11 protein-coding genes and 2 pseudogenes are annotated in these 14,640 nt (G+C 66.1%); 5 read left to right on the top strand and 8 right to left on the bottom strand.

What is annotated here, in order from left to right:
- Positions 1-11 precede the first annotated feature (11 nt).
- Positions 12-2,039 carry a lipoxygenase family protein gene (locus BHS09_RS31720; RefSeq protein ID WP_140799882.1) on the bottom strand — a complete coding sequence of 676 codons (2,028 nt, stop codon included), beginning with the start codon at positions 2,037-2,039 and terminating at the stop codon, positions 12-14.
- Positions 2,040-2,242: 203 nt separating this feature from the next.
- Between BHS09_RS31720 and BHS09_RS31715 the strand changes: the two genes are divergently transcribed.
- Positions 2,243-4,312 (top strand): lipoxygenase family protein, encoded by a 2,070-nt coding sequence (locus tag BHS09_RS31715; protein ID WP_237079933.1) that lies wholly within the window; start codon positions 2,243-2,245, stop codon positions 4,310-4,312.
- Between the two features lie 660 nt (positions 4,313-4,972).
- On the opposite strand, the gene BHS09_RS31710 is transcribed toward BHS09_RS31715, so the two are convergent.
- Complete coding sequence (locus BHS09_RS31710; protein ID WP_335929549.1) at positions 4,973-6,046, bottom strand: outer membrane protein assembly factor BamB family protein; 1,074 nt, start codon at positions 6,044-6,046, stop codon at positions 4,973-4,975.
- Between the two features lie 391 nt (positions 6,047-6,437).
- On the opposite strand from BHS09_RS31710, the gene BHS09_RS31705 reads away from it, so the two are divergent.
- Positions 6,438-6,737 (top strand): hypothetical protein, encoded by a 300-nt coding sequence (locus BHS09_RS31705; protein WP_140795134.1) that lies wholly within the window; start codon positions 6,438-6,440, stop codon positions 6,735-6,737.
- A 241-nt stretch (positions 6,738-6,978) separates the two neighbouring features.
- On the opposite strand, the gene BHS09_RS31700 is transcribed toward BHS09_RS31705, so the two are convergent.
- A complete protein-coding gene (locus tag BHS09_RS31700) occupies positions 6,979-8,391 on the bottom strand; it encodes an aminotransferase class V-fold PLP-dependent enzyme (RefSeq protein ID WP_140795133.1) in 1,413 nt (470 codons plus the stop codon).
- A gap of 1,035 nt (positions 8,392-9,426) precedes the next feature.
- On the opposite strand from BHS09_RS31700, the gene BHS09_RS31685 reads away from it, so the two are divergent.
- A complete protein-coding gene (locus BHS09_RS31685) occupies positions 9,427-9,915 on the top strand; it encodes a hypothetical protein (RefSeq protein ID WP_237079932.1) in 489 nt (162 codons plus the stop codon).
- Positions 9,916-11,034: 1,119 nt separating this feature from the next.
- On the opposite strand, the gene BHS09_RS31670 is transcribed toward BHS09_RS31685, so the two are convergent.
- The 4 genes and pseudogenes from BHS09_RS31670 to BHS09_RS31655 form a co-directional block, all read right to left on the bottom strand.
- Positions 11,035-11,490: a cupin domain-containing protein gene (locus tag BHS09_RS31670; RefSeq protein WP_237079931.1), complete on the bottom strand. Its 456-nt coding sequence runs from the start codon at positions 11,488-11,490 to the stop codon at positions 11,035-11,037.
- A 50-nt stretch (positions 11,491-11,540) separates the two neighbouring features.
- Positions 11,541-12,041 carry an Ohr family peroxiredoxin gene (locus tag BHS09_RS31665; RefSeq protein ID WP_140799879.1) on the bottom strand — a complete coding sequence of 167 codons (501 nt, stop codon included), beginning with the start codon at positions 12,039-12,041 and terminating at the stop codon, positions 11,541-11,543.
- A gap of 14 nt (positions 12,042-12,055) precedes the next feature.
- On the bottom strand, positions 12,056-12,805 hold the full coding sequence (locus BHS09_RS31660; RefSeq protein WP_140799878.1) for an SDR family oxidoreductase: 750 nt from the start codon (positions 12,803-12,805) through the stop codon (positions 12,056-12,058).
- A 294-nt stretch (positions 12,806-13,099) separates the two neighbouring features.
- Positions 13,100-13,504 (bottom strand): annotated as a pseudogene (locus BHS09_RS31655) (IS3 family transposase); the annotation flags it as partial.
- 131 nt (positions 13,505-13,635) lie between these two features.
- Here BHS09_RS31655 and BHS09_RS31650 point away from each other — a divergent pair.
- Positions 13,636-14,061: a hypothetical protein gene (locus tag BHS09_RS31650; RefSeq protein WP_140795129.1), complete on the top strand. Its 426-nt coding sequence runs from the start codon at positions 13,636-13,638 to the stop codon at positions 14,059-14,061.
- Positions 14,062-14,065: 4 nt separating this feature from the next.
- Here BHS09_RS31650 and BHS09_RS38685 read toward each other — a convergent pair whose 3' ends face one another.
- Positions 14,066-14,248: a transposase domain-containing protein gene (locus BHS09_RS38685; protein WP_161604932.1), complete on the bottom strand. Its 183-nt coding sequence runs from the start codon at positions 14,246-14,248 to the stop codon at positions 14,066-14,068.
- Here BHS09_RS38685 and BHS09_RS31640 point away from each other — a divergent pair.
- Positions 14,201-14,551 (top strand): annotated as a pseudogene (locus tag BHS09_RS31640) (integrase core domain-containing protein); the annotation flags it as partial. The gene BHS09_RS38685 and the pseudogene BHS09_RS31640 sit on opposite strands and share 48 nt — an antisense overlap.
- Between the last annotated feature and the right edge of the window lie 89 nt (positions 14,552-14,640).

Here is a 14,640-nt window from a genome sequence, read left to right as displayed (position 1 = left end):
TCTCCAAGGGCTCAGACGGTGATGCCACAGGGAATCCGGTCAGGACGCAGGACGGTGTAGGGCACCTCGGCGCTCGCGTTGCGCGCCTCCACCGCCTTGCGCTGGGCGCGCAGGCGCTCCTGGAACCGCTGGCGGATGGCCACCAGCTCCGGCTCGTGGAAGTACTCCTCGCGCCAGCCGCCCTCGTGCAGCAGGTACTCCTCGTCGTCTCCGAAGCTGGAGAGCGCCCGGCCGATGGCGACCTGCCAGAGCATCTGGGACTTGGTGGGAATCATCTCGGGGATGTCCTCGGCACGCAGCGTCCCCTTCTGCCGGGGGGGCTCCCTGCGCATGGACAGGGGGGCGTTTGGCACGAAGGCGTAGTGCTCGTATTGCAGGTAGTTCACCGCGGCGTGATGCACGCTGACCGTGAAGAGGACGGTGGTGAGGATGTCGACCAGGTCGTCGACGCGGCGCAGCTCCCGGCACGGCAGCTTGTCCGCGGGCAGCCCGTGCTCGGTGAGGTCCTTCCACCATTGCTGCATCTCGGTGTCGGCCTCGAGGTCGGCATCGGTCCGGTAGAAGTGCCTGAGGACGCCGCCGACGTACTCCTCGAGCACATCCCACAAGGGCAGGGCGTCGTCGCGGTAGGGATAGTTGGGGAGCACGGCCGGGTCCAGCACACCCCGCCGCTCGAGGTCCTGACGGGGCTTGTTGTCCGCCAGCGTCCAGCGCTGGAAGCCCTTCTTGCCCAACTGGAGGTGGCCCTTGTCGGGGCCGCCCGTCGCGATGAAGTCGTCGAACACCCCACCCGCGGAGAGCAGGCCCTTGCGTGCGCCCTCGTTGATGGCGAGCGTGTAGCGGAAGTGCCGCCGCAGCAGCTTGTAGACGGGGTGCGGGTCCGGCAGGTTGCGCATCGTCGCCATGACGAACGGCTCCGCCACGAAGTGCGTGCGCAGCGCGTGCGCCACCATCTGGTGCGCGTTGCCCTCGCTGCACCGGAGGTAGATTTTCGCGGCGAGCCAGTCGTACGTGTCGTCGTTCGGCGTGAAGACGGGGTCCTTCTGGGCGTCCCGCCCGAGCTGGATGGCCAGGGGCCGCAGCTGACGCTGGTCATCCAGGTACAGCAGGCAGCGCGCCGCGGGAGCCCAGCGCCGCTCCTCGACGCCGCCCTCGCCGACCTTCCGGTACATCCTGATGTCGTCGAGGATTTCGAAGTCGAGCAGGAAGATGCGCTTGGCGTCGAGCGCCCTGGCCAGCGTGGTGCCGGGCGACAAAAGGCCCCGGACGTCGTCGTCGGTGAGCGGCATGCCCTGCGGCAGACTGGGGATGAGCGTGATGTGGAGGGGGGCGATGCCCTGGATGGCCTGCCGCGCGAACTCGAGGTCGTCCTTCCAGCGCTGGGCGAGCTGGGGCACCTCCATGTGCTTGAAGAAGTCGAAGATGTCCACCAGCCCGTTCCAGGCGCGGGTCAGCATGGGCAGGTTCAGCTTGATGGCCGCCAGCGTCTTGGCGATGACCACTTCGTAGCTGCCCTCCGTCAGGCCCCGGTAGAGCTCGTCCTTCGGCAGGGGCCGCGCCTCGCTGATGTCGAGCGCGCCGGGAAGCCCCTCGGTCGCCTCGGGCGCGCGCCACGGGTACATCCGCTGGCGGGCCTCGAGCAGCTCGCGCCGCGCCGTGGACTCGCGCTCGCTGCCTGCCTGGCGAGCGAGCTTCGCGGTCCCCTCGAGCACGTCCACCGTGGCGCCACTCAGCACCCACCGGTAGAAAGGGAAGCGCCACTGCTTCTCTCCGGCCGTGACGGTTGCCCAGTCGAGCAGCCAGTCGGCCGCCACGCCGCCCGCGTTGCTGAAGCGCAACAGGACCAGGTCACCGAGGTCCTCGGAAGAGAGGGCGTATACGTCCTCCGCGCCCGCCTCGAAGTCGTTGTGGAAGTACTTGTCCAGCACGCGGGGGGCGCTCTCTCCTCGCGTGCCCACGAGGACGATGGAGATGTTCGCATCCGTCCCCGCGCCGAGCTTCGTGCCCGTCCGAATCGTGAGTTTGTACTCGACAGTCATGGCTCCCTCTGTGTAGCGGGCGCAGACCGTAGAACGAGAAAAGTAGGACCTCAAGCCATGGTACTCTCCCCTGGGAATGAAGCCGGCGTCGCTCAGCGCACGAACGCATTGAACAAGCGTCTGACGTGAGCGCGAGTGTGACCCGGAGAGGTGGGGCTGATGAGAGACGTTGGGACGGGCGCGCCTGCGGCATGGGGGCGGGCATGATGTTCGCGGGGCTGCGCCGATGGATGGGCTCTCTCGGGGGCAAAGGACGCGAGAGCGGAAGCAACGAGGTGCTCGAGGCGGAGGAGCTGTCCCGGTGGTACTCGGGGCTCGCGCTCGAGGAGCGTCTGGCCATCAGCCGCGAGCTCGCACCGCGCATCCGGGCTGTCCGTCCCGCGAGGGAGCCCACCACGCTGCCAGCCGTCGCGGTCGGGCGGCTGGTCTTCGAGCAGGACGGGCCCCAGGGCCCCATTCCCCTGCATCACATCAAGGTGGAGCTGTGGGACAGGGACTTCGGCACGCCGGATGACTTCCTGGGGGAGGGGTTCACGGACTCGGATGGATGTTTTTCCATTCGCTATGACCCGGCCGACGCGGGCGTGGGAGACCTGCCCGACCTGGAGGTGCGCTTCTTCGAGCCCCAGCACAGCTTCCGCCCGGATGGGCAGGTGGTGGAGGCATGGCGCCGCATCGGCTCGGAGAAGGGGCCGGATGACCATGGTGGGCTCCACTACGACTTCGGCACGCTGCGGCTGCCTTACTGGGAGTACGACCCCACGACGCCGCTGGCCCGGTTGCTTGTCACGGAGGAGGGGACTCCGCCCACGGCCTACGCGCCGGGGCGCGCGCTGGCGATGCTGAAGGCGGTGGCGCCCATCGAGCTCGTCAAGCGCCGCCACCTGCTCCAGGGACGGCTGGGGCAGGCGCCGAGCCTGGACGGGATTCAGGCGGACTATCCGGAGGCGATGACGGTGCGGATGGAGCGCGAGTCGCCGGGCTCCACGCGCACCGACGCCTTCTTCGGAGAGCGGCTGCTCAACGGCATGTTCTCCACCCTCATGGATGGAGACCCGGAGGCCCCCGGCGACCCGGAGGCGTTCCGGCTCTACTTCCCGTGGAACGCTTACGAGCAGGACGGCGTCCACTGCCTGCCGGACGTGGACGTGCGGCTGCGGCTGGTGGAGGGACGGCTGTTGCCGGTGCGCATCATCCTGGGCATGCGCGAGCCGGGCGCGACGGCGCCGGGCTCTCCCGTGACGCGGCGGAGCTACACGCCCGCGGACGGCGAGGCCTGGGAGGCCGCCAAGCGGATGGCGCGGGTGAGCGCGACGCTGGAGACGGAGCTGGGCAACCACCTGGGCCAGTGCCACTTCAACGTGGAGCAGTACGCCATCGCCGCGCACCGCAATCTGCGCCGCAGTCCGCTGCGCTGGCTGCTCATGCCGCACCTGCGGGAGGTGGTCCTCATCAACCACTCCGCCAACGGCTTCCTCGTGGGACCCACCGGCTACATCACCCGCGCCAGCGCGCTCACCGAGCGCAGCGTGGAGACGCGGCTGTTGCACCTGATGGGCAGCTACGACTGGAAGGGCTTCGCGCCCGCGCCGCCCATCTGCGAGTCGCACCGCTACGCACGCGCGGCGGGCCTGTTCTGGCGGCTGGTAGGGGAGCACGTGGATGCCTTCTTCGCGGAGCACGGCGCGGCGTTGGAGGCGCAGTGGAGCGAGGTGCGGCGCTTCTCGGACGACCTGGTGGCACACTCGGCGCCCGCCTTCGTGTGCCGCTACCTGCGCGCGACGGTGCCGGGAAGGGCGGCGCCGTGGTTCGTGCGCTCCGAGCGCATGGACCTGGACGCGAAGGTCGCCGCGACCCACGCCAAGGCCGTCAGCGCGGTGACCCGGACGGACGCACCCCAGCCCGGAGAGATGGAGGCGCTCAAGCAGTTGTGCCGGTACGTCATCTACTTCGCGACATTCCGGCACGCCTGGGCCAACAACCTCCAATGGGACGACGCGGGCGAGGTGCTCTACGCGTGCCTGGGCCTGCGCTGGGGCAAGGCGGGCGCGCTGTCGACGGAGGCGGACCATGACGTCGCGCCGCCTCCGGAGGAGGCCACGGAGATGCTGTGGATTTCGTGGATGCTCTCGAAGACGAGCTACGGCTTCCTGCTGGCGAACGAGGAGGCGGACGTGCATCCCCGCTTCGTGGAGTTCCTGCGCGCCCACGCCGCCGAGTTCTCCGCGTTGGGGATGGACATCCGCACCGTCAGCTCCCGCATCAATATCTAACACGGCGTGCATCGCGATTGAGGCGGGTAGCCGCAGTGCGCGAACCCAGCCGCCGCCTCTGGCAGGGGTGGCGGAGGCCACTGTGCCTGGTGCAGCCGGCGACAGTGGTGAAGTGGCATCGGATGGGCTTTCGACTCTTCTGGCGCTGGAAGTCCCGGAGTCGGGTGGGGCGGCCTCGGGCAACTCCGGATCTGCGCGCGTTGATTCGGCGCATGGCCGAAGCCAACCCGACATGGGGTGTCCCGCGCATTCACGGGGAGTTGCTGAAGCTGGGGATGGAGGTAGGCCAGACAGCCGTCGCTCGGTACATGTCCAGACCGGGAAGGGGGGCGCCGAAACCATCACCCACATGGCAGGGCTTCTTGCGCTTGCATCTGTCAGAGTCCGCGGGGATGGATTTGTTTGTCATTCCACCTCAATGTGACAGCGCACCCGACTGCGAGAGTCCTTCCCTTGGGCCAGCGCCCCGCGGTACTTGCACCGAGACAGGGACAAGCTCTACACCGAAGGTGTTCGCGCCACGCTCACCCAATTGGGATTCGCGAGGTGCCGACCGCTATCAAGCGGGAGAGAGGACCCGGCGGCTGGTCGTGCATACCGCTCACCGTCATGACGCGCTCATGACGCAGCGACCGAATATTGGGTAGGCACAGGCCGACGCTACCCCAGCGCGATGACCGCGCGGTCACAGCCCACGTAGACCGTGCCGTCGGCGACGAGCGGTGCCGTCGTCACGCGGTAGGGAGCCTTCCACCGCCAGCGCTCTGTTCCCTCCCGAAGCGTCCAGGCGTGGACGGCGTTGCCGGCCCCCATGTAGACGACGCCACCTGCGATCGCCGGCGAGACCGTAGCCGTCGGCGGCTTGTCGAGCGCGACCGACCAAATCTCTTTCCCGGTTTTTTCGTCCAGCGCGTGGAGAATCTTGTGATCGCCGGTGAAGCACACGACGCCGTCCGCGACGGCGGGCGTTCCCCACAGCGCGCCGCCCGTCTCGTAGGACCAACGCTCTTTGCCGCTGGCGAGGTCGAGCGCGCGAAGGCACTTCCCCAGACCGGACAGGGCATAGACCGTGCTGCCTTTGATCGCGGGCGCTCCGCCATTGCCCATCGCACCGGCCTTCGCCGACCATCGCTCGACCCCCGTGGCGCGGTCGAGCGCGACGACGTGGCCCTCGACGAAGTCCCGTCTGGTCCCGACGACGACCTGATCGCGCGTCACGCTGACCGCGGACTGCACACTCTCACCACATCGTAGCTGCACGCGCCATCGCTCGGCTCCTGTGCGCGCGTCGATGGCGACCACCCCACCGAGCCGCGTTCCTACGTAGACGTCGTCGTCGACAACAATCGGAGAGGAGGTCGCCTCGGAGTCGCACGAGGCGCTCCAGCGGATGGCGTGCGTGCCAAGATCGACGGCGTGACACTGCCCGCCCCCGACGACGAAGAGCAAACCATGCGCAACCATCGGATTCGAGATGCTCTCGGAAACTCGCCCCCCGACCCGCACGCTCCAGAGCTCATTTCCCTTCGAGAGGTCGAGCGCGTAAAGCTTGTCGTTGTCGAAGTTCGCGAACAGCACGCCATCGTGGATTGCAGGCGTGTTGCGCGTGGTCGCGAGCGTGCTCATCGTGAACTTCCAGCGGGCTCGCTTGACCACGAGCGGCCCCGCTCCCTCGAAGTGTCCGGTCCGCGCAGCATTGGCGCCAAAGAATACGGACCGAGATGAATCCGACATCGGTAGATCCCGTTCAGTGGCCCGGTGGATGGCGTTCGTCGCGCTGGGTCTCGTCTGGAAGCGGAGACACCTCGGACCAGTCGCCTGTTGGAGCGGATGGTTGCCGGAGGAGCGGTGACTGTCAATAATTCTGAGACAGGACCCGTGTCTCAAAGTCGTTGACAGGTTCCGGCGTATAGGCGGGATAGAGGCCATGTCGAGGGTGAGAGCAGGAGCGGCGGGGGCGAGGAGGGCCGCTGACGGGGGCCGCGCGAGCCGTGCGCCAGGCAGGTGGAGAAGCCGCGCAGCCCCATGGGGTAGACGCCTGCCCTGGCCTCCACACCTCACGCAGGCGAACACGGCCAACGTCGTTTTTCCGCAAACGACAAAACCTGCCGGAGAGGGGGACGGCGTGCTCGATGGTGACGCGCTCACCCGTCACCACGACGCGCTCGATGAGCAGGCGTACCAGCCGCTGCCTGCCCTCGAAGTCGAGCGCGTCGAGCCCCTCACGCACGGCCGCGGCAAAGGCTTCCAGTTGCGCTTCCCGCTCGCCCAACCGCGCAGCATCGGCATGCTGCGCCTGGAGTTCCTTGGCCCGGGCGCGCGCTGCCTCAAGGGCAGTCGCCAATTGCGCGCGCCGCACCTTCAACTCGTCCACCCGTGCGCGCCTGGCTCACTTTCATTGACGCACTGCCGAAGGTGGCCTTGACGCGCTTATGACGCAGCGACCGAATTTTGGATAGGGACAAGGCACACCCCGCTGTGGCGCATGCGTCGCGGACATCCAGATACTCCTCACGGGGAGCAAACGGATGGTCTCAGGAGTCATGCCATTGAACAGGCTGGCCTCCTGGTGCCTCGGGCACGCATGCCTTCCGGAGCCCTGTCACGGCCCCGCAGTGCGTGCGGCCCCCCTGTCCTGGTCCGTGCGCCGCGTCACGGTCCGCCCATCACGAGCGCTTGTCCTCGTACCAGGCATTCATCCCATCGACGGCCCGGTCCACCTCGGCAATCGTGTTGTAGATGTGAGGGCACAGACGGAACGTCTTGTCGTCCCCGGAGCCCGCGATGCGGTAGCGCGGGTCCTCGTAGAGCCAGTCGTACAGCGTCTTCTCCCGGTGCTCCTTCGGCGCCTCAACGCGCACCACTCCCCAACTGCGCGCCGGGTCGCTCGGCGTGACGAGCTTCCACCGGCCGTCGCTCTCATGGAGTCGCGACATGAGGTGCCGGGCGAGCTGGGCGACGCGCTCGTGGGGTTTGCGCGACTGCAGCGCCGTCCACATCTTCTGGGTGAGGTCGAGCGCGATGATGTTCACGTCGTCGCGCTGGCCGATGAGCTCGAACCGCAGCGCGTTTTCCGGCAGCTCCCGGTAGGGCTGGATGACGATGCGGTAGTCGTACCCGAAGATGCTCGGCATGAAGTTCCGGGTCTTCTCCTTGCGCATGAAGAGGATGCCCGTCTCCTTGGGGCCCAGGAACCACTTGTGGGCGCTGGATACGAGGCTGTGGCAGTACGCGTCCGCCAGGTTGAGCGGGCGCGCGCCCCACGCCATCGTCCCGTCGATGTGGATGTGGCAGTCCGGCCGGTTCGTCTTCACGTGGTCCCAGATGGCCTTCATCACCGGCTCGGGCATGCGGAAGCCGTTGCTGTTTGCCGTCTCCGTGTACGTCACGAAGCGCGTGCGCGGGGTGATGCGACTGATGAAGGCCTCCGCGATGTCCGCCTCCGAGGCGTTCGTCGGGAAGCTCACCTCCACCACCTGGAAGGGCTTGGGGCGACCGGGCCACTCGGCGCGCATCTTCCAGGCCTCGCGGTTGGTGGGATGGTTCTCCGCCCACATCACCACCGTGTCGTTCCCGTCGGTGCTCCAGCCCCGGAAGCCGCAGTTGACGGCGTTGTTCGCCTCCGTGGCGTTGCGCACGATGGCGAGGTCGTTCGGGTCCGTCAGCCCCAGCCCGAGGGCCAGGCTCTTGCGCGTCTGCTCCAGTTGGCGCACCCGCTCGCCTTGCGCGGTGCGCATCTGCTGCGAGACGTTGAGATTGTACTCCAGGCGTAACTCGTTGAGTGACTCGATGAGCGCCGTGGGCTCCGGGCAGAGGTTGGCGGCGTTCATCGGCGTGACGCGCTCGGAGGGCGCGACCGTAGCGAAGCCGAACTGCTGCTGGAAACCCGTCCAGAACGCCTCGTCGGTCTTCTTTGATGGAGCACGGACCGCCTCGAAGAAGCGGTTCAGCTTGTCTGTCAGCGCGCGTCCTCGCTCCTTGGATAGGAGACCCACGTCGGACAGCGACGTGAGGAGGGGGCGGCAGTCGACGGATTCGGCCGCGCTGGCGGCCACGTCGGAGTTGGGGGCTTTGAACATGAGGGCGCTCCGGAAGGGGGGCGGCCACCGTGCACTTGGTTCCGACTCCGGGACATTGCTCCACAGGGCACCGCGCCAGTCGGAGACCGGACATATGCCGGTCCCCGTCCCGAGTCTTCACCCTCACACCGGAGCGTTGTAGGCCCGCCCGTCGAAGGACGGATGGGCCATGATGTCCTGCGCGAGCCGGTCAGCCCAGGCGCGGCCCTCGCGAGCAAATGCCTGTGCCTCCTCCGACGTGATAGCCGCATACGCACCGTGCTCGTCGCGAAGCCACCCACGACGACCTCGATGACCAGCACCCCATCTGTCTGAAGAATGAAAGGAGGGGCTCGTCCCACGGGAGTGCCCATCATCTCATCCACGGACAGTGGGGGCTCTCGAGTCGGAACTCGCTTGCCTCGTACGCGCCTCGCTCACTCCCATAGACGCACTGCATGAAGTGGCAATGGTGTCCCCATGACGCAGCGACCGAACTTCGGGTAGGCACAGCTGCTGGGTGGAGCACCACACGCAGGGCGCCGCCGTTTGCGTTACCTCCGCCAGGGGCCCGGCGAATGCAGGTTGCACCTCGACGTCGGCCCCGCCCTCGAAGTCCAAGAGGTCGTCCACCCAGACGCGCGTGGCCTATGTGAATGCGGGCGAGTCTCCGAACACCATCCATCCAGAGGGCCTTCGCTCTGCATGCGAGGCCTCGGGTTCCCGGTCATGCATCGTTGGGCGTCGCCTTCGAGGTGATGACCACGCGCCCCAGGCGCAGCTTGCTGCGCGGCAGCTCTCCTCCGCTGGGGTCATCGTTGCCCCCCGTGGTGTCATCGAGGAACGAGTGGATGCGTGCAGATTGTCTGCGAAGAGAATCGCTTTGCTGTTACCTTCCTCGCGCTTCCCCGCGAGCCAAGGAGTTATTGCACGATGCGATTCTTCAAACGGGCTGTCTATCTTTGTGCCGCCGTTCTCTTCCCTGCCTGCGGCGGAGGAGATGGGGTGACCGGGCAGGACGACGCGCTGGCGCAGCAAGAGTCAGCGGTATCATCCGTGTCGCTTGACGGATGCATCTACAGCATCTCCGCCTACCCGCAGCCGAACGTGACGCCGACTGTCTATGACATCAAGCTCTTCCGCCAGCCCATCCCGACGTGTGTGTATGGTTACGGCACCGTGACCCTGGGCACGTCCGTCGTCTATGAGCCGACGCGGTCCGTGGCGGGGAACGAGCTGGGAATCGCCGCGAGCTACACCAAGAAGTCGAGCCTCAGCGGCAGCGCGCCTATCACCCTCAGCGTGCATCATGTGGACCCGGCCACACTGACCGTCATCCGGAGCAGCGGCTTGGGCGTCTACATGGGGGCGGGCAACATCGTGTCGGAGAACGTGGCGATTGCCGCGGACGGCACCACGGTCACCGTCTCGGGCTCGAAGACCGGCGTCATCTCGGGAGAGAGCGGCAGCGGGAGCCACTACACCGCGAGGTTCCCGGACTTCTTCACCAGCACCACGCCGCCGACAGTCATGGCATTCCCGTGAGGCCTCGCCTCGCACCTCGGGCCACATGAGGTTTGGGGGCAGAGTGCTCTTCCCAGCGCCGCGATCCAGAATCCCTTGTGATGCAAGGGCTTAAGCACGAAGGCCCCGCGATATTCATCGAGAGGCCCGTGTTGAACAAAAGGGCCCTACCGGTTGGTAGGGCTCTTCGTTCAGCTCCCCGAATGAAGCCCTGCGCGAACTCGTTCTCGGCTTTTCTCTCAGAGGACTCAAACTCTCTGAGGGGCCGAAAGCCGAGTAATATTCAGCGGCTTCAAGGAGGAGGTTGGTTGCGCCCTTCAATCGGGGACCGATTGAAGCTCCGCGAGCTTCACTTCTCGTGTGCCCGATATCGTGGCGAAGGGCCGCTGTCAGCTTTCCACCCACAGTCGCCGAGGTGGGTGAAAGCCGCATGGTTTCGATGCGCGCGCAGGCTCAGGGTCGAAAGCCCTGCCCAGGTGGCCCCGTGGCCCATCTCGGCCGGTCCGGCCCTCGTCCGCAGCCTCCGCGGTTGGTGTCGAGCCGGCCGCGTGTAGCGGCAGCTTGGTATGTCCCGAGGCCGTCTCCCCATTGCTCCTCCTCCCCTCATTGCCGCCACGGGAACTCACCGGCCCCGTCCGCGCCTCGCTCACTCGCATTGACGCACTACCGAAGGTGGAGTGGACGCGAGCGTGACGCAGCGACGGGATTTTGGGTAGGTACAGGCGAACAAGCCCTTCGTGAGCTTCCTGTCCACGCAATGAATCGAACGGTAGACATGGAGCCACCAGAACCTCTGGACTTCCCCGCTCTCGTCTCGAAGGAGACGTCCGCTGGGAGAAACTGAAGGTGGCTGACGGCAAGGGCTCAAGGGTGGATTTGGCCCGGGCGGAGAGCAGGGGCTCACAGGAGCCTTCATAGGCAGGGAAGGGCTTCTTCGGCAGCGCCCCCGGACTGATTCGCAGCTTCATGGGGTTTGTCACGAACACAGGGCGCTGTTGCCACGGAACTCCCCTGCGTCATTTCTCGGGTGGCGGCCCTTCGTGGACATGGCAATCTGCTGGGGCCGTTTGGGGTACAGGGTGGAGCATGCGTCAATTCACCCATATTCCAGCGCCCCCCGCCGACCGACAGGCAGACTGGCTACTTCACGGGCGTCAGGATCGGCGCGCCCTGCTTCTTGATCAGGAACACGAGGAACCTTGCCGGCTTTGTCTTGCTGGCATTGCGCCCGACCGTGTGGATATCGTCAGGGCTTTCGTGGAAGGTCTCTCCCTCCTTGAGCGTGACCTCCTTGCCGCCTTTCACGCCCATCACGATGCTGCCTTCGAGCACATAGATGAAGCCGTGTGCGTCATGGCGATGGATCGGGTCGGCACCGCCCGGACCATATTCCACAACGATCATCTCCACTTCCTTGCCCGGATACTCGGGTAACGGCTCCGTGAGCAGTGGCTTGACGCTGACATCGGCCGCGGCTACGGCGGGGCTTGCCATCATCAGGCATGACATCGCCAGGATTGTCACAATGAAAAGAACGCGTTTCATGGCATCACTCCAGACCGGGGATTGCTGAAAGTCGTCAAGATGTTGCGTCATGGGTATCTCCTGCAGGGCTAAGGGTTCGGGCTCGCGGCGCCTGCGTGGCCTCAGTCGACCACGCTTACGAGGCTGTGCATCCCTTCGCGTGCCATCTTTGCGTAGGGACAGAGGCGCTCGGTATCCCGGACGAGTGCTTCGGCAACGTGCCTTTCCACGCCGGGCATGCGAATGTGGAGCTCCGCGAACAGCGCATAGCCGCCGTCGATGGGGTCGCGGCCGAAGGACACCTCGACCGCAACCATCGCGTTCGTCATGTCGACCGGTGAGCGTTTGGCGACAAGCCTCAATGCCCCGTGAAAGCAGGCTGCATAGCCTGCCGCAAACAACTGCTCCGGATTGGTGCCGCCGCCCGGGCCTCCCAGTGCCGCGGGCAGACGCAGATCGAGGATCAGATTGCCGTCATCGGATCTCGCGATGCCCGATGCGTGGCCATGCGCGGCCTCGCCGCCTGACACCGTGACGGTCGTTGTGTAGGGCGCGGAAAATCCCTGACCCCGATACTTGTCGAGCAGCGTAAGTGGCGGAGGCCGCAACCTCTCGTTATCCATCGGGTGTCTCTAGACTACTTCGCTTGTGATGGCAGCCAGTCTTCGAAGCGGATGCGGCCAAGGCGAGCCTCGCCTTCCGGCACGAGCGTGTCTTCCTTGAGTTCGGCGTCGAAATACCTCGCGGCGGGATCCGCCACAACGCGGCGCGTATCGCCAATCCCCTTGAGATAGCGTTGCACCAGATCACTCATCCTGAAGCGCTCCGGCCCTGCGATATAGGCAATACCGTTGAGCGGCGCGGCAAGCGCGGCATCGGCCACGGCGTGCGCCACGTCGTCCGACGCGATCGGCTGGAACAGTGCGGGGGGCAGCGCAATCGTGTCGTCCTGTCCGGCCGACTGCACGATGCCACCCAGAAACTCCAGGAACTGCGTCGAGCGAACAATCGTGTAGGGAATATCGGCCTTGCGGATCAGGTCCTCCTGCGCGGTCTTGGCGCGGAAGTATCCGCTCTGTTTGAGCTTGTCGGTGCCCACGACCGACAGCGCAACATGGTGCGCCACGCCCGCTGCCTTTTCGGCCGCCGCCAGGTTGCGGCCCGATGTCTCGAAGAATTCGAGTACGGCCCGAGCCTCGAACGAAGGCGAGTTCGCGACATCCACTACGACCTGCGCGCCGGACAACGCCTGCGCCAGGCCCTCGCCCGTCAACGCATTGACGCCGGTTGCCGGCGAAGCGGCAACCACCTCATGGCCCTGCGCAACCAGTCGCGCCACGACCTTCTTGCCGATCAGGCCGGTACCGCCGATCACAACAATCTTCATGACGCTTCTCCAGGCTGAAGGTGGAATGAATCCACGTGCATGCTAAGGAGTGCCGCGCGCCGCCACGAGACCGCCTGGGGACGCACGGTGTTTCCTGTTTGCATCGATCGGACTTGGCAGCGCACCAAAGACCCGCGCGCGGGCGCCCGAGAGAGCTAGCGATTCACCTTCAGCCGGTATTCGCTGGGCGAGATGCCTAACACTCCTGCGTCAGGGGTAGGCAGAGGAGCGAGCAACTGAGGGCCGTGTCCGCTGGCGGCCATTGGGCCTGCTTCGGTTCGGTGGACAGGTTGACTATGCTACCAGCCTCTTGGTCTCGGTCATCCGCTCGTACTCCACGGGGCAGACGTAGCCCAGGGCTGAGTGGCGCCGCTTCCGGTTGTAGAACACCTCAATGTACTCGAACAGTGACTGCTTCGCCGCCTCACGTGTCTTGAAGCGGGTGACGTAGACAAGCTCCAGCTTCAGCGTGGAGACGAAGCTTTCCGCCACGGCGTTGTCCCAGCAGTTGCCCTTGCGCGACATGCTGCATCCGATGCCTCGCTCCTCCAGCAACTGGCGGTAGTCCTCGCTCGCGTATTGGCTACCGCGAACGGAGTGGTGCAGTAGCGGGGCGGGACGGCCGAGCAACGCCATGTCGAGCGCGCTCAGCACCAGTCTGCGGTCGATTCTCTCGCCCATCGCCCAGCCCACCACCTTGCTGGGGGGTAGGCACAACTCGGTGTAGTCGACGGACTCGGGCCGCGTGGCCACGGCGGGATGCCTCCGGGGAGGCAAAGCCCTGGCGCGACAGATTCTGGGGACGGCAGAATGCGGCAATGGAGCGGCGAATGACCTGTTTCTCGCTGCGCGAGCTCATCGTTGAAGGCCGACTTGGCGGTGCCGCCGTCGGCATGGGCCGCGACGACGTACGCCAGCGGTTGGGAGCGCCGGACGACTGGGGAGTCGAGGAGACCGTCGAGCGCGCGTCGATCTGGCGCTACGGGAACTTCGAGTTGCACTTCGGCGAGGATGGTCGCTGCTGGATGATCTTTAACGACTACGCGCAATACGGCCTCAACGCTGGACCTGGACGCACGCTCGAGCTGTGGCTCTTCGCCGATGGTCCTGATGACTCCGTTGTGTCGGCTCGGCTGCGCGCCGATGGCTTGAGCGTCGACGAAGGCATCGAACGTGACATGCGCCGTCTGCGTGTCGGCGCCGCAAAGCTATTCTTCGAACACAATCATCTCGCAGTCCTCGTGGTGACGGGGTAGCCCCTCACCGCTCGATTGATACGTCCACCGACGCCGTCACGTTCCGCTCGCAGACCCGCACGCGCAGCAGGATGTCGGCGAGGTACGCCTCGGGGCTGGCGCCGTTGGCCTCGCAGGTGGCCACCAGGGCGTAGAGGCCGAGACGGTGGAGGCCCGCTTCGGCTCGGGAACCTCGAGGGTGCCACATCCGGTGGAGTGGCTGTCGGACAACGGGCCCGTCGAAACGGCCACGGACACCCGCGATTTCGGCCGGAGCCTCGGCCTGCTGGTATGCACCACGCCCGCCTGCTCCCCGGAAGGCAACGGCATGGCCGAGGCTTTCGTGAAGACGTTCAAGCGCGACTACGTGTACGTCAATGAGTTGCCCTCGGCTCCCCACGTCCTCGCCCAGCTGCCCGCCTGGTTCGACGACTACAACCGCGGCCACCCTCATCGCGGATTGAAGATGATGTCACCCCGCGAATTCCGTATTGCTAATTCCCAAGCCTGAGCTGTCCGAATTGACGGGGGCAACTCCAGGGGCAGAGCACCTGAGCTCCTGCCTCACCCGCTGGGTCGACACGTTACGATTTCCCCGTG

It is taken from the genome of Myxococcus xanthus (assembly GCF_006402735.1).
GTDB classification, from domain to species: domain Bacteria; phylum Myxococcota; class Myxococcia; order Myxococcales; family Myxococcaceae; genus Myxococcus; species Myxococcus xanthus_A.
The sequence above is the reverse complement of the archived record's forward strand: the minus strand, read 5'-3'. Positions and strand labels throughout refer to the sequence as shown.

Excerpts from the sequence above, each read along its gene's own strand:
- BHS09_RS31720 (WP_140799882.1), bottom strand. The coding sequence starts at position 2,039 with ATGACTGTCGAGTACAAACTCACGATTCGGACGGGCACGAAGCTCGGC.
- BHS09_RS31715 (WP_237079933.1), top strand. The coding sequence starts at position 2,243 with ATGATGTTCGCGGGGCTGCGCCGATGGATGGGCTCTCTCGGGGGCAAA.
- BHS09_RS31710 (WP_335929549.1), bottom strand. The coding sequence starts at position 6,046 with ATGTCGGATTCATCTCGGTCCGTATTCTTTGGCGCCAATGCTGCGCGG.
- BHS09_RS31700 (WP_140795133.1), bottom strand. The coding sequence starts at position 8,391 with ATGTTCAAAGCCCCCAACTCCGACGTGGCCGCCAGCGCGGCCGAATCC.
- BHS09_RS31670 (WP_237079931.1), bottom strand. The coding sequence starts at position 11,490 with ATGACGCAACATCTTGACGACTTTCAGCAATCCCCGGTCTGGAGTGAT.
- BHS09_RS31665 (WP_140799879.1), bottom strand. The coding sequence starts at position 12,041 with ATGGATAACGAGAGGTTGCGGCCTCCGCCACTTACGCTGCTCGACAAG.
- BHS09_RS31660 (WP_140799878.1), bottom strand. The coding sequence starts at position 12,805 with ATGAAGATTGTTGTGATCGGCGGTACCGGCCTGATCGGCAAGAAGGTC.
- BHS09_RS31650 (WP_140795129.1), top strand. The coding sequence starts at position 13,636 with ATGACCTGTTTCTCGCTGCGCGAGCTCATCGTTGAAGGCCGACTTGGC.
- BHS09_RS38685 (WP_161604932.1), bottom strand. The coding sequence starts at position 14,248 with ATGTGGCACCCTCGAGGTTCCCGAGCCGAAGCGGGCCTCCACCGTCTC.